The 19,192-nt window shown below is 42.0% G+C and carries 16 protein-coding genes; 7 read left to right on the forward strand and 9 right to left on the reverse strand.

From position 1 onward, the window contains the following. Window positions 1-65: 65 nt before the first annotated feature. Genes ACHSBP_RS08760 through ACHSBP_RS08780 form a run of 5 tightly spaced genes read right to left on the reverse strand, consistent with a single transcriptional unit; the run spans window position 66 to window position 8,345 of the window. Window positions 66-1,259 carry an AGE family epimerase/isomerase gene (locus ACHSBP_RS08760; RefSeq protein ID WP_395388603.1) on the reverse strand — a complete coding sequence of 398 codons (1,194 nt, stop codon included), beginning with the start codon at window positions 1,257-1,259 and terminating at the stop codon, window positions 66-68. A gap of 9 nt (window positions 1,260-1,268) precedes the next feature. Next, on the reverse strand, window positions 1,269-2,261 hold the full coding sequence (locus tag ACHSBP_RS08765) for a carbohydrate kinase (RefSeq protein WP_395388604.1): 993 nt from the start codon (window positions 2,259-2,261) through the stop codon (window positions 1,269-1,271). Continuing rightward, a complete protein-coding gene (locus ACHSBP_RS08770; RefSeq protein WP_395388605.1) occupies window positions 2,258-3,466 on the reverse strand; it encodes a sugar MFS transporter in 1,209 nt (402 codons plus the stop codon). The genes ACHSBP_RS08765 and ACHSBP_RS08770 overlap by 4 nt, the downstream gene beginning before the upstream one ends. Further along, the gene (locus ACHSBP_RS08775) at window positions 3,466-5,991 is read right to left on the reverse strand and encodes a GH92 family glycosyl hydrolase (protein WP_395388606.1); all 2,526 of its coding nucleotides are present in this window, start codon (window positions 5,989-5,991) and stop codon (window positions 3,466-3,468) included. Before ACHSBP_RS08775 ends, ACHSBP_RS08770 begins: the two co-directional genes overlap by 1 nt. Before the next feature lie 20 nt (window positions 5,992-6,011). After that, the gene (locus ACHSBP_RS08780) at window positions 6,012-8,345 is read right to left on the reverse strand and encodes a GH92 family glycosyl hydrolase (RefSeq protein ID WP_395388667.1); all 2,334 of its coding nucleotides are present in this window, start codon (window positions 8,343-8,345) and stop codon (window positions 6,012-6,014) included. A gap of 185 nt (window positions 8,346-8,530) precedes the next feature. Between ACHSBP_RS08780 and ACHSBP_RS08785 the strand changes: the two genes are divergently transcribed. Next, a complete protein-coding gene (locus ACHSBP_RS08785; RefSeq protein WP_395388607.1) occupies window positions 8,531-9,562 on the forward strand; it encodes a LacI family DNA-binding transcriptional regulator in 1,032 nt (343 codons plus the stop codon). 54 nt (window positions 9,563-9,616) lie between these two features. Here the strand turns inward: ACHSBP_RS08785 and ACHSBP_RS08790 are convergent, their stop codons facing one another. Continuing rightward, window positions 9,617-11,134 (reverse strand): serine hydrolase domain-containing protein, encoded by a 1,518-nt coding sequence (locus ACHSBP_RS08790; RefSeq protein ID WP_395388608.1) that lies wholly within the window; start codon window positions 11,132-11,134, stop codon window positions 9,617-9,619. A 203-nt stretch (window positions 11,135-11,337) separates the two neighbouring features. Between ACHSBP_RS08790 and ACHSBP_RS08795 the strand changes: the two genes are divergently transcribed. Further along, window positions 11,338-11,733 carry a MerC domain-containing protein gene (locus ACHSBP_RS08795; protein ID WP_395388609.1) on the forward strand — a complete coding sequence of 132 codons (396 nt, stop codon included), beginning with the start codon at window positions 11,338-11,340 and terminating at the stop codon, window positions 11,731-11,733. Between the two features lie 79 nt (window positions 11,734-11,812). Here the strand turns inward: ACHSBP_RS08795 and ACHSBP_RS08800 are convergent, their stop codons facing one another. Further along, window positions 11,813-12,985, reverse strand: coding sequence for an MFS transporter (locus ACHSBP_RS08800; RefSeq protein ID WP_395388610.1), 1,173 nt, complete (start codon window positions 12,983-12,985; stop codon window positions 11,813-11,815). 120 nt (window positions 12,986-13,105) lie between these two features. Here ACHSBP_RS08800 and ACHSBP_RS08805 point away from each other — a divergent pair, with 120 nt between their 5' ends. After that, a complete protein-coding gene (locus ACHSBP_RS08805) occupies window positions 13,106-13,903 on the forward strand; it encodes an AraC family transcriptional regulator (RefSeq protein WP_395388611.1) in 798 nt (265 codons plus the stop codon). 22 nt (window positions 13,904-13,925) lie between these two features. Here the strand turns inward: ACHSBP_RS08805 and ACHSBP_RS08810 are convergent, their stop codons facing one another. Next, on the reverse strand, window positions 13,926-14,669 hold the full coding sequence (locus ACHSBP_RS08810; protein ID WP_054979329.1) for an ABC transporter substrate-binding protein: 744 nt from the start codon (window positions 14,667-14,669) through the stop codon (window positions 13,926-13,928). Window positions 14,670-14,847: 178 nt separating this feature from the next. On the opposite strand from ACHSBP_RS08810, the gene ACHSBP_RS08815 reads away from it, so the two are divergent. From ACHSBP_RS08815 to ACHSBP_RS08830, 4 genes are all read left to right on the forward strand, one after another. Then, window positions 14,848-15,537: a hypothetical protein gene (locus ACHSBP_RS08815; RefSeq protein ID WP_395388612.1), complete on the forward strand. Its 690-nt coding sequence runs from the start codon at window positions 14,848-14,850 to the stop codon at window positions 15,535-15,537. 194 nt (window positions 15,538-15,731) lie between these two features. Continuing rightward, a complete protein-coding gene (locus tag ACHSBP_RS08820) occupies window positions 15,732-16,469 on the forward strand; it encodes a hypothetical protein (protein ID WP_395388613.1) in 738 nt (245 codons plus the stop codon). 16 nt (window positions 16,470-16,485) lie between these two features. Further along, entirely contained in the window at window positions 16,486-17,484 is a 999-nt protein-coding gene (locus tag ACHSBP_RS08825; RefSeq protein ID WP_395388614.1) for a sensor histidine kinase, read from the forward strand. 5 nt (window positions 17,485-17,489) lie between these two features. Continuing rightward, window positions 17,490-18,233, forward strand: coding sequence for a LytR/AlgR family response regulator transcription factor (locus ACHSBP_RS08830; protein WP_395388615.1), 744 nt, complete (start codon window positions 17,490-17,492; stop codon window positions 18,231-18,233). An 18-nt stretch (window positions 18,234-18,251) separates the two neighbouring features. Here ACHSBP_RS08830 and ACHSBP_RS08835 read toward each other — a convergent pair whose 3' ends face one another. Next, window positions 18,252-19,181, reverse strand: coding sequence for a LysR substrate-binding domain-containing protein (locus ACHSBP_RS08835; protein ID WP_395388616.1), 930 nt, complete (start codon window positions 19,179-19,181; stop codon window positions 18,252-18,254). Window positions 19,182-19,192 lie beyond the last annotated feature (11 nt).

The following is a 19,192-nucleotide window of genomic DNA, read 5'->3' on the forward strand; positions in this document are numbered from 1 at the left end:
TAATTGAAATCAAATTAAAAAAGCCAAGCACAATGCTTGGCTTTGAGGCACATTGGGGGAATGTGTTAATTGGTTGGAAACGGTGTTTTGGTAAATTCTAATACATCAAAACACGCGCCGAGCGTGTGATAGTCGCACTTAGCGCCTGCTTCGCTTTTTTTATCACTGTATTTTTGATTGTTTTCTTTTAATACGCGATACCACGCACCATGGTCATGGTCGACAAAATACTGCCAGCAATACTGCCAAAGGGCGTTGTAATGGTTTAAATAAGCGTCATTTTGAGTTGCATCAAAAAGTAACGCAGCGGCAGCAAAGCTTTCGGCTTGCACCCAAAAATATTTGTCGCTATCGAAGGTGGTATAGTGCGTATCAAAGCCATACACTAAACCGCCATGGGTGTTATCCCATGCGTTGGTAAAGGCAACATCAAACAAGTGCTGCGCCTTTTCAACAAACTGTGGTTTTGCTTCAAAATAGTTAATTTGCAGTAATAATTTCGCCCATTCTGTTTGGTGACCTGGTTGAAATCCCCAGGGGCGATAGAGGTTTTTAGCGTCGTCTTTGTTGTAATCAAAATCAGGCAAAAGTTCAGGGGTAAAGTGCTCGTACACTAAGCCATTGCTATGCGCTGATAATTCAAAACAAAAACGCTCGGCAAGGTGCTCTGCTCGTTTTAAATAACGGCGCTCATTGGTTGCACTGTAGGCACTAATAAGCGCTTCGCAAATATGCATATTGGCATTTTGGCCGCGGTATTCACATAGCTCGCCGTTTGCGTACATGGTATCGGCGTAAATGCCTTCATTGGCTTGCCAAAAACGCGATTCGAGCAGTTCAAAGGTTTCATTAATCTTTCTATCAGATGAAATCACGCCCGCTTTGTAACAGTGGGCGTAGCAAAGTAAAACAAAGGCATAACCATAGGCTTGCTGGGTCATATCCTGTGGTTGGTTATCGTCAAGCGTCCACGCGTATTGTTTGGTCTTTGCAATCCAATGATGGGTTTCAATGTAATCGAGGCCATGCCTTGCAAGGTTTAGATATTCGTTGTTTTTAAACTGCTTAGCTGCGCGGCAAAAGTTGATTACCATGCGTGTGCTGCTTACTAATTGACGAAATCCTGTGTTAAACAAGGTGCCGTCGTCTAAATAGTTTTGGCAATAGCCGCCAAGGACGTTATCGACAGCGCGCTCGGTATAAAAGTTAACAATCGACTGGCTGTGATGTGTTAAAAAATCAGCGTTATAAAAGTTCACGTGTGTTCTCTAAAAAAATGCGCCCGTGAGGGCGCCAAATTGCTGGTTAAAAAGGGTATCTACCTCGTTTAACGAGGGCAGTGCAGGGAATGCGCCTTGACGACTCACGGCGAGCGCACCGGCACAACTGGCAAATGCAATGGCGCTTTTAAGTGCGTTTTCATTGTTTAAAAGTGCGTCTAAGGTGATGCGTTCACTTAATAAATACAAAATTGCACCGATGAATCCATCACCACCTGCGGTGGTATCAAGCACCTTTGTTTTAGCTGGGCTAATACTGCCTCGGCAATATTTGGTTATGTATTCAATGTCATCACCACCACCCGTGATAAGTAGCAACTCACAATTGCCGTTAAAGCAGCGGTTTATATAATCTTCAGGTTCATTTTGACAAAGCAGATCGAACTCTTCGCGGGCAAATTTAACGACATCTGCTTTTTCAACAAATTCATTAATAAGTGCGATGTTAAGTGCTGAATTTGGCCATAAATTAGCGCGTAAATTGACATCAAAACAGATGGTTAAGTTATTATCGCTTGCGTATTCCAGTACTGCTTGTGTGGTGTCTACAGCGCCTTTCTCGGTGAGCGTATTACTGCAAAAATGAATTAGCGAAGCGTCTGTAAACCACTGTGATTTGATTTCTTCTGGGCGCAGTTTTAAATCAGCGCTGTCTTTTCGCATAAAGGTAAAACTGCGTTCACCGTGCTCATCTAAATGCACAAACGCAAGTGGTGTTGGGGCACTTTTATGAATAAGCGCACAGTCAGTATTTACGCCATAATGACGAAGGCTGTTTATTAAAAAATGGCCAAATTGATCATCACCTACTTGCCCTACAAAATGCGCTTTACCATCGAGTTTGGCAAGGGCAACCGCTGCGTTTGCCGGAGCACCGCCTGGAAACTGGCGGTAATCCGATAAATTAATGCCATCTTGTGATTGTTGATGTATTTGTAGAAAATCAATCAAGGCTTCACCGTAACAGATCACCTTGCTCATGCTGGTAACTCCTTTTGAGTGTTAACCCGGTGCTGGCTAATGGCAAAAAACACAATATACAGATACGCAAGTACGGGCACTAAAAAGCTAAGCTGCACTGACAATGCATCGGCAACAACCGCTTGGATTAGTGGGAACACCGCACCACCGACAATCGCTTGGCACAGTAACCCCGAACCTTTTGCTGTAAGCTGCCCTAAACCGCGAATAGCTAAACTAAAGGTGGTTGGGAACATAATCGAGTTAAAAAAGCCAACAGCCAGTACGCTCCACATCGCGATTTTGCCGCTGCTAAATACCGTAACAATTAACAGCACAACCGCCATAATGGCATTAAAGGCGAGTACATAACTTGGCGAAAATTGACGCATTAACGCAGAGCCAATAAAGCGACCAATCATCGCACCACCCCAATAGTAGGCCACCATATGACCAGCCTGTGCGGTGGTTAAGCCGCCAATTTCAGGTGATTCAAAATAGTTTACTAAAAAGCCGCCAATCGACACTTCAGCACCTACATACAAAAAGATGCCAAGTGCGCCTAAAACAAGGTGCTTATGCTGCCAAATCGAATCTTTAGCTTGAGCAGAAGTTTGCTCTTCAAAATCAAGTTTTGGTAATTCAATAAACTTAAAGGAGCAGGCTATGGTTATCGCAGCAAGGGCGATTAAAAAATACGGTAGTTGTACTTGTTCGGCACCTGCATTTTGTGATGTTGCCGACAAAATAAAGTAAGTACCAAACAATGGCCCTGCAGTATGACCAAGGGAGTTAATTGCTTGTGCCAGATTTAAGCGACTTGCAGCATGTTTTTCCTCACCCAAACAGTTCACATACGGGTTTGCCGAGACTTGCAGCACGGTAATACCGCCTGCAAGTACAAACAATGCCGCTAAAAATAGCGCATATTCTTTAATGCTGGCTGCCGGAATAAACAGCAGACAGCCAAGAGCAAGGGTGGATAACCCAATAAATACACCATTGCGATAGCCAAACTTTGCAACCACTCGCCCAGCCAGCGGTGACACTAAAAAGTAAGCACCAAAGAAGCAAAACTGCACCAACATGGCTTGAGTATAACTAAGCGAAAACTCAGCTTTTAAAAACGGGATTAAAATATCGTTAAGTGCGGTAATAAAACCCCAGATAAAAAACAAGCTGGTCATGGCGTAAAACGCCATGGTTTGATTAATTTGCTTGGCCATTAGGGTTTATCTCCAACAAGCTTAGTTGCAACTGTTGATGATGTTGAAAACGACGGCGGACGATGCACTTCAGCTTGGCCAAACGCTTTATTTGGCGTTGTGCTCAAGTTAAATTCAAGGTGCTGTGGCGCGTTTACATGGTTTTCGTTAATCCAGCTTTGCATTGATGGTTGGCCGTTCACTTTTAGCGTATCAATGTAAATGTGATCCTCGCTTGCGTTTGGTGCGCTAATGCTAATATTGCCAATTTTTGCTTTTTCAAACGCTGGGCTTGAAAGCACCATATCGGCGCGACCTGGATAAAACGGATACATGCCAAGGGCTGAGAACACATACCATGACGACATTTGCCCTAAATCGTCTTGCCCTGGAATGCCAGATACCGTGTTATGCCAAAGTTGCTTCATAGTTTCGCGCACAGTTTGCTGCGTTTTATAGGCTTTACCGGTATATAAATACATCCATGGAGTGGCAATTGATGGCTGGTTTGAGACATCGGCAAATCCGGCTGAATCGCGATACAGCACCCAGCTACCATCGGGCTTACGGAAGTGATTATCTAAACGTGATGCCATTACGTCATCGCCACCCAACAATTCGTTTAAGCCTTGGCCGTCAAAAGGCAACATCCATAAATATTGCGCTGGGCTGCCTTCAACAAACAGGTGGCCGCTAAATGGGTCAAATTTGTCTTTCCAGCTGCCGTCTTGGTTGCGCCCTTGAATATAACCTAACTGCTTTGTGGCTTTAGGGTTATAAAGGTTTTTCCAGTAACCTGAACGCATAAGTAAGGCTTGGCTATGTTTCGTTTTGCCAAGGCGCGCTGCAAGCTGCGAAAGCGCAAAGTCAGCAGAAACTTGCTCTAGTGTTTCGCTGGCACCTTCCCACGAATTAGATTGATCTGATAAGTAATTAAGGCTTAACCATTCATCGAGCGATGGTTTTTGACCGCGACAAAATACCGGGCAGCCAACGTTTGATAAATCATATTCAGTTGGCTCTGTGGCTGCTTTATAAAGCGATTGATAAGCACCTGCGACATCAAATTTATCAGCGCCAAAGGCTTTAAAATTGGCAATTGTAATAGTTGATGGATCACCGCTCATTACCCCTGTTGGTCCATTGTTGTGCGTCCATCTATCCCAAATGCCGTTAAACTGATTGGCTTGATTAAACAGCGATTGGGCAATATCACTTGCCACATTTGGGTGGGTTAAGCTAATTAACTGCAACTGTGAGCGATAGACATCCCAGCCAGAAAAATTGGCATATTGCGCTGTTTGGTTAGCGCTCACAGTATGCACTTGTTGGTCAAAACCGCGGTACTCACCGTTTACATCACTAAAGATATTAGGATGAAATTGGCTGTGAAACAGCGCCGTATAAAAGGTGGTTAACAAATCGCTATCGTTTGATTTTACCTTTACGCGGCCAAGGGCATCATTCCATGCGGCATAGGCGTTGCCTTTTACTTGTGCAAAGCTTTGGCTTGCTTGCTCTTTTTCTAGGTTTTCACGGGCATTTTCAAGACTCACGTAAGAAATACCCACACGCATGGTAACAGGCTGGTTAGCGTTTACGTCTAAATCTACCCAAAGGCCAGAGCCTTTACCCCATTCAGGCACGCCCGTATCGCCATAACCCATACCGCCTTTACTCGAGGTCGCATTAGGCGAAACTGTGTCGTCGACATACGCGCCACTGCCGGTAATGGGCGCATCAATTTTGGCAACAAAATGCAGTGTGTAGTAATCGCGGCGGTTGTATTCGCCAAGGTAGCCACAGAAGTTACCACTTGTGACATAACCTGACACTTCGCCTTTGGCAACATCGACTTTGGTAAACGCATCGCCACTGCCCAGTTGCGAGTAAGCCGTTCTAAAAATGAGTTTTGCCTGCTCTTTTGACGCAAACGTAAATTCAGCAATACCGGTGCGGTCGGTAGCCGCTAAACGCACATCAATACCTGAATCGAGTCCCACTTGGTAATAACCAGGAATAGCCGTTTCATCGTCGTGGCTAAAATTAGCGCCATAGTAGGCATTAATTTTATCGCTGGCAGGGGAGTGTTTAATCGCTTGATTAAAAGGCAGTACTGGCACATCACCTGATGCACCTAAACAGCCTGTGCCCGATAAACGGGTAAATGAAAAGCCTTTTAAGCGCGTTGCTTGCCAGTTATAGCCACCGGGCGAAACGGGAATGCGCACATTGTCTTCGTTGATACGTTTACTAATGCCTTCACTTTCTGCCATCAGCTCTTTGGTATACGCGTGCTCAGGGCCAAAGTTAAACATACCAAACGGTTTTACAGCACCCGGTACCACGTTTGCGGCTTGGCGATGGTTAAATGGGCCTTTGGTGCCAATAAACGGGTTCACAAATTGCGCTGGGTTTTGCACATAATCGGTTTGTGTTGTGGTGCTTTTTTCACTTTTGTTGGTATCAGCGTGATGCGTGCCACAGGCGCTTAGCGCCAGCAGCGGGGTTAATAGCATCAATGAACGAGAGAAAATCTGTTTCATAGTTGTTTCTTATTAAAATTTTAATGCAATGTATTTGGGTTTTTCGGATTACTCAGTGACGGTGGACGCGACGATAACGCATTACCAAAGGATTTATTTGGTTTTGCAGACATGGTGAATTCAAGGGTGCCACCTGAGATAATATCGTCGTGCGTAATGTAACTGCGATTTAATGGTTTGCCATTAAGTGATACTTGGCTGACAAATTTGTTATCTGCTGATAGGTGCTTTGCAAGCACAGTAAATTGCTTTTTATTGGCAAGTTTTAAGGTGATTTTTGGTAGTTGTGGTGCACCGAGTGCATAACTTAAATCACCTGGAGCAACAGGGTAAAAACCCATCGCCGAGAAGATATACCATGCCGACATTTGCCCAACGTCGTCATTCCCTGCAAGGCCGTCAGGTTTGTCTGATGATAGGGTATCCATAATTTGGCGAATGCGTGCCTGTGTACGCCATGGCTCACCCGCGTAATTGTATAAATAGGCAATATGATGACTTGGCTCGTTACCGTGAGCGTATTGGCCAATTAAACCCGCAATGTCTTCATGCTCTTTAATCTTTTCATAGGCAAGTTCAGTCTCAAAAAGCTCATCAAGGCGTGCAATAAAGGCTTTGTCGCCACCTTTTAAGTTAATTAAACCGTGCACATCTTGTGGCACATAAAAGCTGTATTGGTAGCTGTTACCTTCGGTAAATGCGCCCATGTATTTCGCTTCTTGCGGGTCGAAGTCTGGGTTCCAAGAACCATCTTTCATGCGCCCGCGCATAAATTTAACGCTTGGGTCGAAGACATTTTGATAATACGTGGCACGTTCATAGTACTCAGTAGCAAGTTCATTCTCGCCAAGAGCTGTTAAAAACTGGCCAATGGCATAATCGTCGTAAGCGTATTCAAGGGTGATCGAGGTTGATTCTGGCAGTACATCAAGTGGCACATAACCATAGTGTTTGTATTCAGGAATCGCATCGTAATGCGGGTGGTTTGCGGTTGCTAATATCGCTTCTTTGGCAAGGGCAACATCAAAATCTCGAATCCCTTTTAGGTAGGCGTCGGCAATAACCGACACCGCATGATAGCCTATCATGGTCCAAGTTTCGTGGCCGTGGAATGACCAAATAGGTAGCATTTTGTCATAGCTTTGCTGGTAATGATCAAGCATTGAGGCAATCATGTCAGATACTTTGTCTGGCTCGACATACGTTAGTAGCGGGTGTAGTGCTCGGTAGGTATCCCAAAGTGAAAACAAGGTGTAATGGGTGTGATCTTTTGCTTGGTGGATTTCACCATCAACACCACGGTATTGGCCGTTGACGTCTTGATATACGCTTGGTGCTTGCAGCGCATGATAAACCGAGGTGAAAAACTGACGTTTTTGTGAAAGTGAGCCTTCAATGTCAAATTTATCGAGGGATTTATGCCAAACATCGTCAGCTTGCTTTACCACTTTATCGAAATTCCAATGGGGAATCTCACTGTTTAAATTTTCAAGGGCATTGGACTTGCTCACCGCAGAAATACCCACCTTAACTAATAGCGGGTTGCCTTTTAAATTATCAAAATCAGCAACGACTTTAAGGGCTTTACCTGCGGCTTCCGGAATTTTGTAATTAACAATGGTTGATGGCTTTTTACCGCTGCCTTCACTTAAACACCCATTACAGCGATAACGGCTGTTATCGAGGTTAATCAGTTCAATGTCTTTAAAAGGCTTTGAAAACTCGATGGCAAAGTACATTTGACGATTGTTCGCCCAGCCGTTAGTTGCGCGGTACGCCAAAATAGTGCGGTCGTTGATAACGCGCACATCACTCCAAATTACTTTGTTTTTAAAGTTATAAATGCCATGGGTTAAATCGAGCAGTACGCTGCCTTTATCATGCTCTTTAAAGGTGTATTTATGCATGCCAACACGGGTGGTGGCGGTTAGTTCAGCATTAATCTTGTAGTCTTCAAGCAATACTTGGTAATAGCCAGGTTTGGCACTTTCGTTTTGATGGCTAAAGCGCGAGCGGTATCCTGCATCGGGGTTTTTGGCCGTGCCCGCGTCTAATTTGACCTCTCCCGTAATAGGCATCATCAGTAAATCACCTAAATCAGAATGCCCTGTGCCACTAAAATGAGTGTGAGAGAAGCCTACAATGGTGGTGTCATCATAGTGATAACCTGCACAGCGTTTATAAATTTCGGGCTGCGGGTCGATACCGCGAAACACCGAATCGGTATCAGGACTTAACTGCACCATACCAAATGGTACAACGGCTCCTGGAAATGTATGGCCGTCACCACCCGTGCCAATAAAGGGGTCTACATATTGGGTATTTGCCGATACAACAGGGATTGTCAGCATCATTGCACCGCTTGCAAACAGGGAAAAAGCGGTGTTTTTTGTACGTTGCCAGTGCTGGCTTATTGTTTTCATTGTGTGCCTCATGCCGAAATAAAACAAAAGTGGAACGTTCCAATTTTGATTTGAATATACTGATCAGTTTGTTAGAATACAAGCCATAATAACCAAATTTATAGCTGGTAAGCTGAGTGGTAAATCACACCTCCTCATTTAATAAATCACTAAAAGCGTCCCCTCAACAGGATAAAAAATCCGTTACAGTTCATGATGTTGCCCGCGTTGCTGGGGTGTCTAAATCAACTGTATCGTTAGTTTTACGCGGCAGTGAAAAAGCAAGTGCGAAAGCAAAAGACAAAGTGCTAAAGGCGATTGAAGAAACCGGTTATGTGTATAACCGGGACGCGGCCGCCATGCGCAGTAAATCATCGGATTTAGTGGCCATTGTTATAAACGATTTAACCAACCCCTATTCGGCGAAATTGGCGGTGGCGCTTGAAAAACATGTGCGTCAGCTCGGGCTAATGGCAACGCTGGTTAACACCAGTGAAGATGTCGAAACGCAAACGCAAATTGTTGCTAAGTTAAAAGAATATCGCGTTAAAGCCTTTATTATCTGTCCTGCACCGAATACTGAAGCACAGTGGCTTGAAGAGCTGCAAACTATGCAAACCCAAGTGGTGAGTATTATGCGTCAAGTAAGCGGTAGCACCATACCTTGCGTACTTCCTGACAATGAAAAGGGGGTTTACACCGCCACTAAAGCACTAATAAAACGCGGCCATAAGCAAATTGCGTTTATTGGAGGTGATGATGCGATTTCGGATTATCATCAACGATTATTAGGTTTTAACAACGCTATTAATGAACACAAAGATGTTAACTCTTGGGTGTTTAATAGTGCGACTAACCGCCAAGGCGGACGATTGGCGATGTCGATGTGCTTAGAAAAAGTACCTTCAATTGAATCGGTGATGTGCTTTAACGATATTGTGGCTTATGGTGTGATGGAATATTTAGCTGAGCAAAGTATTAAACCGGGACATGATATTGGCGTGATTGGTTTTGATGATTTAGACGACTCAAAACTAATGAGTGTGCCACTTAGTACAGTAAAAATTGACGCAGACGATATAGCTAAAGCGGTGTGCGAAATTTTAAAAGGTGATAAGCCGGAAAGTTTAAAACAAGTGCCTGTTAGCCTAATTGAGCGTAGCTCTTAAGTTTTAACTTTGTAAGCATCAGCCGAGAGCGTCACGGCTGATGCTTAATGCATATTAGTTGTTATTAAGCAGTTTGTTTAGTTGTAACGCATTATGTGAACTCAGCTCAATACGGGTGCTAATCGATTTTCGTGTTGCAACGGCTTGTCGACTAACAAAGTAGTCATAGCTTTGCCCGTCATTGGTTGAGACAAAGTTAAAGGCTAACTGTTGATCATTTAGTTTTAACGCAAACATATTGGCAGAGATAGGTGTAAGTGTTTCACTGTAACTTACCCCTTGTGCGTCAAGTTCTGGCATCGATACTTGTAGTTTGCCCGAAACATTTGAAATGGTTAAATCCAGACCATAAATGGTGTATTCACCAGCAAATTTATCAAATAGCTCAGTATTAACGGCTGGTAATTCAAATGACTCTGCTTCTGGCAGCGCATTTACATGTTTAAGCGCTGCAATCAATGTACCTGATAAATTATCTGACTCACCGCTGCTGAGTACTGAAATGGCTAAATCATGATCTGGGAATACATAAAACAAGCTGGTGTAGGCATTCGCATTGCCACCGTGTTCAAAGTGTCTGATTGGGTACCATTTGTTGTCATACATAAAACCATCGCTGACAAACATGCCATAGCCATAGTGAACAGGCAGCGGATTGGGTATTAATACGTGTTTGCCGCTAAGTGTTTGCGAGGATGCCTGTGTTAGTACATTTTCATTACCTTGAAGTAAGAGCTTTGCCAAATTAAGCATCTCTGTTGGTGTTGACCAGGTATTGCCACCTGCAGGTAATACCACTTCTGAGCTAAGTAATTCATCAATACTGGTATGCTTTTTAATTTGATCATTAGCGTCATTAATACTAAGCGCAAAATTACCATCGGCTTTTACTTTTTCATTTGAAAATGTTGAACGTGTCATAGCGAGGGGGGTAAGCACTTCTTGCTCAACATAGCTTGCATAATCAAGCCCACTTTCTAACGCGATAACGGCACCTAAATATGAATAGTTAGGGTTTGAGTAGTTGTAGAAAAGACCAGGTTGGTTAAGCACACCATTATCAATGGTGTATTCATCGCGCATAAACGAAATTAAATCTGAATCTGAGCTAATACCTTCATAGTCATCTTCAAATGCACCCTTGTGAGTCATTAACCATTCAAGCTCAATTGCTTGCCAAAAATCGGTGTGTTCAATAGGGAAGTTTATATTGGGCAGGTGATCAACTAGTTTATCGTCTAGTGCTAAACGATTTTGTTCAACAAGTTGAAGTGTGGCGATATTGGTAAGTACTTTGGTGGTAGACCCGATTTGAAAAAGGGTATTTTTATCCGCTTTTTCGGTACTATTTGGCTGCTTATTGCCAACCGCATCAGCAAATACAACCTCGCCTTTGTGGTAAATGGCAACTGAGATTGCGCCCGCATTATTGCTAATACGATCTTGTTCTGCTTGTTGCATTAATGCTGATGGAGGGGTCACTACAACAACATCATCATCGTCTTTTTTTGACGAGCCGCCGCAGCCAGTAACTAACAGTGCAAATGTGATTAAAGATAGCGTGTGTTTCATTCTATATTCCTTGATAAAAAGTAACAGCAAACAGACTATAAAATGCACAGGATTGGTTTTCTGTAAGTGTTAGTGAGGCTTTGTGAGAAACTGTTGCTTTGTGTAAGTATATTGTTGCGATTTTTAGGCTGAACACACAATCTATATTGATAACAAATTTAGAGATGTTATATTGTTGCATTATTTATTATGAGAATCCGTTTGTGCAACAACGTTTAGATAAATTAGCCATTAGTATTTCTTCATTGTGCATTATGCACTGCTTATTATTGCCAATTGGGATTGTGCTGATCCCTTCAATTGGTTTACAAACGCTTGCTGACGAAGCGTTTCACCAAATGCTGGTTGTTGCAGTGTTATTAACCAGTTGCAGTGCATTATTTATGGGCTGTAGACGACATAAAGCATGGCGTGTCTTAGGCTGGGGCTTAAGCGGGTTATTACTCTTAATTACTGCGGTGTTATTTGGCCATGATTTTGGTGAGCTCTTTGAAAAAGGATTAACCTTGATTGGCTCGCTTTTTGTAATTATTGGACATGTTCAAAATTATCGTTTGTGTAAACAGCTTGAATGTAGCCATCAAACCTGTCCTGAATAAATTCTCGCTTTAAAGCACGGTATGCGTGTTAAGTATCTAAAATATTTAAATGCTTAACACGTAGCGATTACAGAAAAAGTTACACCAACGTTGCTTCTTTTCGTGCCAAATGTGGGTTAATAAACTGACTTAATATCAGTGAACAAAACGCAAGCACAGCACCAAAATAAAATACTAATGAATTATCGTAAAGCCACACTAAACCAAAACTTGCTGGAATAATTACTGCAGCGATATGGTTGATAGTGAAACTTACGCCAGCCGTTGCCGCAATGTCTTCAGGGCGAGCGATTTTCTGGAAGTATGTTTTTATAGCAATTGCCATCGCAAAAAAGATATGGTCAATCACATATAACACGGCAGCACCGGTTGCACTTTCGACAATAGCATAACCAATAAACACAAAGATTAGGCCAATATATTCAATCGATAAGGCACGCTGCTCGCCAATCTTACCGATCATTTTGCCAATTTTTGGTGCAATAAAAATATTTAGTAAGTGATTGAGCATATAAAGCGCTGAAATTTCAGCAACGCCATAACCAAACTTTTCGACCATTAGAAAACCAGCAAACACCATAAAGATTTGACGCCTTGCACCTGAGAAAAAAGTAAGTAAATAGAAGAGGGTGTATTCTTTTCTTAAAATCAGTTTTTTATGCTGTGAAGTGTGTTGTTGAAACGCTGGGTGAGATAACCAAAGCCAAAGAGTAGCAAGTAAGCCAATGCCGCCAACAAACAAATAAACAAATTGATATGAGGTTGCCATAAAGGTAAATAAGAACCAAACAATGGCAAATGCACACAGTGATGCAATTGATTTGATAGACAGTAACTTACCAAGCTTTTCAGGCGCTTCGTCTTTACTAAACCATTGCAAGCTTAGTGATTGATTAATCGTTTCATAATAATGGAATCCAATCGACATAAGCACTGTGGTTGCGTACAAACCGTAAACAGTAGGGAATAGTCCAGTCAACGCAACTCCAATTACCAAAAGTGCGAGTGAGATAAGTGCAAAGGTTTGCTCTTTTAATACCAGTAATACAAACACTGCAGTAAAGGCAAGAAACCCCGGTATTTCTCGAAGTGACTGCAACATGCCTATGTTCGCGCCGTTAAAATTAGCAGCTTCTATTGCAAAGTTATTTAACAGCGCATTCCACGTTGAAAAGGTAAATGCCATTACCGCACCGGCAATAGCTAAAAAGCTAAAGGGACTGGCTTTATAAGATTTGATAGCGTTAAGCAAGGTGACGCTCCTGTCGGTTTTGAATAAGAACGCTAAAAGTGTAAAGCAGTAAAGCTTTGTCATGTTATCGAATATATGACATTCTATTTATAAAATCAGACAAGATTGTAATGCTCGTTAATGAACCAATGGCGCTCAACTCCTTCTCGCTTTAAAAAGAAAACCCTTGGTAGGCCAGTGTTGCCAAGAGCCACCAATATGCCGCCGTGGGAGCATGTAAAAACCCATAAACATACGTGGGGGCAGCTTGCTTATACCAGTAATGGTGTACTCACGCTTTTTACCCCCGAGGGCAAATTTATTATTCCGCCCCAACAAGCACTTTGGTTACCACCAGGGCTTGAGCATGAGAGTTTTTGTCGCTACGGCGGCAAATTTCGTAGTGTTTATATTGATGAAAAGTATACCGAGCGCTTAGGCACATCTGCCAAATCAATTGAAGTCGATAGTGTACTCCGTGCACTTATTTTAGAGATCTGCACGTGGCAAGATGACTATCCATTAGATGATAAAACTCAGCGTTTTATTGATGTGTTTATTGACCGTATTGAACTTGCCAAAGAAACTAACTTTGTGATGCCACTAAGTGAGGATGTACGTTTAATGCCAATTATTAGTGAGCTTTTAGCTAACCCTGGGAATAAACTCACCATTGAACAGTGGGGTGAAAAAGTAGGTGCATCAAGCCGTACGCTCAGTCGCTTGTTCAATAAGCAAATGAATATGGGCTTTTCACAGTGGAAACAAAAGCTTAAAGCATTTAAAGCAGTAGAGTTATTAGAAGCAGGGTATCGTCAGCAAGATATTGCACATCAACTCGGCTTTGAATCGGTGTCGGCATTTAATACCGCATTTAAACATTATTTTGGCGTCGCCCCAAATGTCTATGTAAAATCACATCACGTAAATAGAAGCTGATTTAGGTTTTCGGTTTTTGTGATTACTTAGCACCGTATTTAGCCAAGATAGCGTCAATTTTACCGCTTTTTTGCAGCACCAAAAACGCGTGTTTTAGTTTGCTAACAAGCGCAGGTGAAACGCTCTGCTTGCTGAACGCAAAATAAACCGCTGCCTTGTTTACAATAAGCGGATGAATTTTCAAGTTTGGCATTGCCGTGCCTTGTTGTTGTTCAAACATGATATTGAGTTTGGCTTCAAGGTATCCTGAAATACGCTGCGATTTTAATAAAATGGCTTTGGTTTGATTATTTGTCACCCAAACAATTTTATCTTTATTCCGCTCAGACTGTGCCAAGGTGTTCATAAAGGCTTCACCGTAGAACGACCCTGTTTGAATAGCAACGGGGTTATTTAGCGAAAAAAGCTGTGTTACTTGAGTGATTTCTTCACTCATGGGTGGGCTAACAAACACTAAGGTTTCAAAACGTTGCGGACCAACAAAGTAGGCAAACTGCTCGCGTTCGTCGGTTTTAGTTACCGACATCATCAAATCAATTTCACCATTTTCGAGCAACTTAAGCGAGCGCGCCCAAGGTAAATCGACAAAATCGAATTCACAGTGTGCTTCATTTAGTAATAGCTCGGCGAGTTCAACATCGAGCCCTTGCCAGCGGCCCGTAACTTTCTGTGATTGTGCAGAATATTGCTCAACTCGCACGGTAATGTCACATGAAAACAAATCACATGCAAAAAGAACCAGTGCTAAACAAACATACTTGAGCATAAGGGCGGTCACAACAACTAAACGTAAAGTAATAGCCTACCTTAAGCATGGGTTGCTTTAAATCAAAAATGACTACTTTTTTGCGTTGCATCACAAGAGTGGAAATAACTGTTTGAAGCAAAAGATTACATGTGTAATTATTAGGGTTAAGATTACATTTGTAATTAAAAGGATGTATATGAAATATTTAACGCTCTTATTGTGTTTATTTTTAACTGCGTGTGCCAATACACAATTGCACCTAGTGACAAAGGGCTACTCTAAAAATGAAGTTGCTGCCTTAAAAAGTAGCCTGAGCGAGCAACTCGTAAAGCAAAAAATAGATGTGGTGTTAAGCGATATTCCACTGCCTGCGATGTTTCCTGATGCATCGCTTGCTTTAAACCCAACCTACAATCAGCCAGATGTGATTGCGCTGCTTGATAATTGGCTTTTGGCGAACGGCCATAAAACATCGCGCGAATTTCGCTTTAGCGAAGGCAATCATTATTATTCCAAAGCACATTTAGGGCTTTATTTGCGAAAACCAGGTAGTAAAGAGCAAGTTGATTTACCGCCTTATTTACGCACGCAATATTGTGATGTTGCCGACGGCACACTCGCGCTTAACAAAGGCGGACAAGCGGTTTTAGAATACGAATTATTAGGCGATGGCAGCGATAAAATCGACACACTTAAGGGCCAATGGTTTTTTGCAGATAAGCATCTTACAGTCGATTTTAAAGAAATAAGCCAAACGTTTAAGTTGGCAAAGGAAGAAAAACAAACGCATTTAGGCCCGCGCCCCGCTGATGTGTATAAACCTATAAAACAATTATCAAAAAAACATATTCTAAACTGTGAATTCTTGATTATTTATATTAACTAGCACTTTTAAACTGCTAATTTCCGCTTATAACGCAGCCAATTTTCGGCTTTTACGGGTGGGAAAATCATTTATTTGATTTTTCCCCCTGTTAATTCTTATTTTTCCCCTACTTGTTGTTTTTGCATTAAAACGCGAAGTTTTTGTGGTTAGTCTAGACCCTATCAGCTCATAACGACGAACAACGAGATAACAACATGAATAACAACAACGTAGAAAAACAATTTACTGTACAAAAACGTATTAACGCAGCACTTAGCATTGGTTTAGTGTCACTGGCGGGCTATGTTGGCCTTGCTAAGCCAACGGTAGCTGAATTTGAAGAAATTAGTGTCGAGCGCTTAAACATTGTAGAGAAAAATGGTTATAACCGCATGGTACTCGCTAACTCAGATAAATCGCCAGGTGCCATTAAGCAAGGTAAAGAAGTGTTTAAACACAATTCACCGCGCCCAGGTATGATTTTCTACAACGATGAAGGTACAGAAAACGGTGGCTTTGTGTTTCGCGGCGAAAAGGTAAACGACAAAGTAAATCACGGTTTGCACATGTCATTTGACCGTTACAACCAAGATCAAACTTTAATGATGCAACATATCGAAATGGATGATTACATGATCACTGGTTTAACCGTGATGGATAGACCTGACAGCGCAATGGACTTTGACATGACCAACCGCTTTATGGAAGCGCAAAAAGCGGGCGATACAAAAACCATGAATGAAATTGAAAACTATATGGTTGAGAATAAATTACTCGGTGCACGCCGCGCATTTTACGGCACGTTAAATGGTGATTCTCGCCTGCAATTAAATGATGCAGATGGTAAAAAACGTATTCAAATGGTTGTAACGAAAGACGGTGAAGCCAAACTAGAGTTTTTAGATGCCAATGGAAAGGTTATTATGCGCCTTCCAGAGACCGCTGAACAATAATAATAGGAATTAGCACGTGCCAAAGGCAATTAATTATCTGGTTCTATTTGTATTTTCATTGTTAATAGTGCTTTACGCAGCACTATTAACAACGCCGAACGGGCAAAGCCTTAATATTCATTTAGATGCTCCGTTTTGGATATTTTTGCAGTGCGTAATTGCCCAGTGGCTAACGCTTAAAGTCTATCGCTTTGTAAAACAAGGTAACAGCTCAATAACGGCGCACATTACTAAAGTGTTTTTTGTCAGTAACTTAGTGTTTAGTACGTTAGTGACTTCGCTTGTTATAGCACTTGAAACTGCTATTGGCATTCAGCAAGTCGATAGCATGCACATGGTTGCAACGCTTGGTATGAATGCCTTGTTACATGCATTAGTAGGCGCTTATTCGCTGGCCTTTGAGTTGGTAACACGACTACAAAGGCAGCAATTAGTTTTGGCGAAAAAAGACAAAGCCTTGCTCGATAGCCAAGTAAAAACCCTGCAACAGCATATCGACCCGCATTTTTTATTTAATAACTTAAATGTATTGTCGGCCTTAATTGTGAAAGATCCCGATGAGGCAGAAGAATATTTAGCCCAGTTCAGCGATATTTATCGTTATATTCTTGAACATAAGTCAAAAAATTTAGTGCCACTTAGCCATGAATTGGCGTTTGCTAACCATTATATGGCACTTATCAATACACGCTTTAATGGTGCCTACACGCTCAATGTGACACAAGGCGAGGAGACTAATACATCAGAAATTATCCCGTGTGCGCTGCAACTTGCCATTGAAAATGTGGTAAAACATAACGCAGCAAGTAACGATAACCCGCTTGAGATCACGATAGATATTCAAAGCGATTGCATCGTAATTAGAAACCCGCTTCGCTTAAAAGAATTTAAAGCACCCTCGAGCAAAATAGGTTTGACGCATTTAAATGCCCAGTGCCAAGCCATTTTTAACCAACCTATTTTAGTAGATGAAAGCGACAGCCATTTTACACTCACATTGCCTCTTGGAGTTTAAGTAGCATGAATATTGTCATTATTGAAGATGAGCCGCTGGCGGCGGAAAAACTGGTTAATTACATCACGCGCTTTGATGCTAATGCCAATGTGCTAAAAATATGCGACAAGGTCGCCGATGTCATTGCGTTTTTTCAAACTGAACCTGAAGTTGACCTGATTTTTTCTGATATTGAATTGCTCGATGGCCAAGTATTTAACGCCTTTGAAGAGATTGATTTACCGTGCCCCGTTATTTTTACGACCTCGTATAACGCATTTTGGACCGAGGCTTTTGATAACCAAGGCATCGCCTATTTATTAAAGCCCTTTACCTATAAGCGCTTTACAAATGCGATGACAAATTATGAGTCGTTAAAAGCAAATTTAACTCAAACCAAGCAATTAATTCAAAATCAAAATACAAAGCGCTATAAATCACGTTTTTTACTAAAACACGCCAATGCCGTGAGCATTTTAAATGTAGAAGATGTGGTATGTATTCGCGCCGCGTCGGGCGTACTTTCGGCGTACGATAGTGCGGGCAATCACCATTTGTTATCGGGCAATTCGATGACCGAGCTTGAAGCCGAACTTAACCCCGAGCATTTTTTCAGACTGAATCGCAGCGATATTGTGAATATTCACTTTGTTACGTCATTTGAAAATTACGGTAAAGAAACGCTGGCGGTAAACGTAAGTCACATTAACGAACCCCTGATCACCAGTAAAACACGCACCAGCGAGTTTAAAAAGTGGCTAGCGAGTTAACGGCAAACAGATTGGATTTCACGTACCAGCTGGGTTGTCGTTACAGGTTGAATTCATTTCACTTTTTAGCCACGCTGTAAAAGCAGCAAGTCGTTGATTACTTTTAAGCGCTGTAGGGTAAACAAAATAGCGCTTTACTGTGTTTGGGTGCGCAATATTAAGCGGCACACATAATTTGTTCTGTGCAATTAGTTCTTTGCATAAGTACTCCGCTGCTAAGGTAAACCCATGACCGTTTAGCACAGCGTTGATTGCCATATCGGTACTTGGCACATAGGTCCATTTATTATGAGTTTGATAGTCTAGGTTTCCCTGTGATTCAAACCACTTTGCCCAATCATAAGGGTTGGGTTTATCTAAACTTACAAGCCAAGTGCTCAATAGGTCGTTTGCTTTACTAAACCTGTGTTGTTGCTGAAGCGACACAGCACACACTGGCAGCACCTTATCTTCACCAAACTGTTCGCATTGATAATTTTTAGGCGTATGCTGCTCTACTGTTTGCCCAAATCGAATTGCTAAATCAATATCGCTGTTAGCTAAGTCTTCGAAATTAGGCGATGGCACCACGTTTATTTGAATATTGGGATATAAATTTGCAAATTTACTAAGCCTAGGCATTAGCCATAAGTTAGTAAATGCCACAGTGGAGGTAATGGTTAAACTACCAAACAGGTCGTTTTCGCGAAGTGTATTAAGTGCCGTTTGTACCGTATTGAGTGCGTTAAATGTGGCCGTGTAGAAGCGCTTACCGTGTTTAGTCAGTACCATGTTTTTGTTTTGCCTGTTAAACAATGTAATACCTATAGCTTGCTCTAACATTCGCATTTGTTGGCTAACTGCGGCTTGTGAAATACATAACTCTTGCGCCGCCAAGCCATAACTTTGGTGGCGTGCAGCTGCTTCAAACGTACGTAATAACTTTAGGTTAGGTAGATTTTTAAACATGACTTTAGGTT

Origin of the sequence: Pseudoalteromonas sp. XMcav1-K (assembly GCF_044005875.1) — a bacterium.
GTDB lineage: Bacteria > Pseudomonadota > Gammaproteobacteria > Enterobacterales > Alteromonadaceae > Pseudoalteromonas > Pseudoalteromonas spongiae.

Excerpts from the sequence above, each read along its gene's own strand:
- ACHSBP_RS08830 (WP_395388615.1), top strand. The coding sequence starts at position 17,490 with ATGAATATTGTCATTATTGAAGATGAGCCGCTGGCGGCGGAAAAACTG.
- ACHSBP_RS08820 (WP_395388613.1), top strand. The coding sequence starts at position 15,732 with ATGAATAACAACAACGTAGAAAAACAATTTACTGTACAAAAACGTATT.
- ACHSBP_RS08815 (WP_395388612.1), top strand. The coding sequence starts at position 14,848 with ATGAAATATTTAACGCTCTTATTGTGTTTATTTTTAACTGCGTGTGCC.
- ACHSBP_RS08770 (WP_395388605.1), bottom strand. The coding sequence starts at position 3,466 with ATGGCCAAGCAAATTAATCAAACCATGGCGTTTTACGCCATGACCAGC.
- ACHSBP_RS08835 (WP_395388616.1), bottom strand. The coding sequence starts at position 19,181 with ATGTTTAAAAATCTACCTAACCTAAAGTTATTACGTACGTTTGAAGCA.
- ACHSBP_RS08775 (WP_395388606.1), bottom strand. The coding sequence starts at position 5,991 with ATGAAACAGATTTTCTCTCGTTCATTGATGCTATTAACCCCGCTGCTG.
- ACHSBP_RS08765 (WP_395388604.1), bottom strand. The coding sequence starts at position 2,261 with ATGAGCAAGGTGATCTGTTACGGTGAAGCCTTGATTGATTTTCTACAA.
- ACHSBP_RS08790 (WP_395388608.1), bottom strand. The coding sequence starts at position 11,134 with ATGAAACACACGCTATCTTTAATCACATTTGCACTGTTAGTTACTGGC.
- ACHSBP_RS08780 (WP_395388667.1), bottom strand. The coding sequence starts at position 8,345 with ATGATGCTGACAATCCCTGTTGTATCGGCAAATACCCAATATGTAGAC.
- ACHSBP_RS08810 (WP_054979329.1), bottom strand. The coding sequence starts at position 14,669 with ATGCTCAAGTATGTTTGTTTAGCACTGGTTCTTTTTGCATGTGATTTG.
- ACHSBP_RS08805 (WP_395388611.1), top strand. The coding sequence starts at position 13,106 with ATGAACCAATGGCGCTCAACTCCTTCTCGCTTTAAAAAGAAAACCCTT.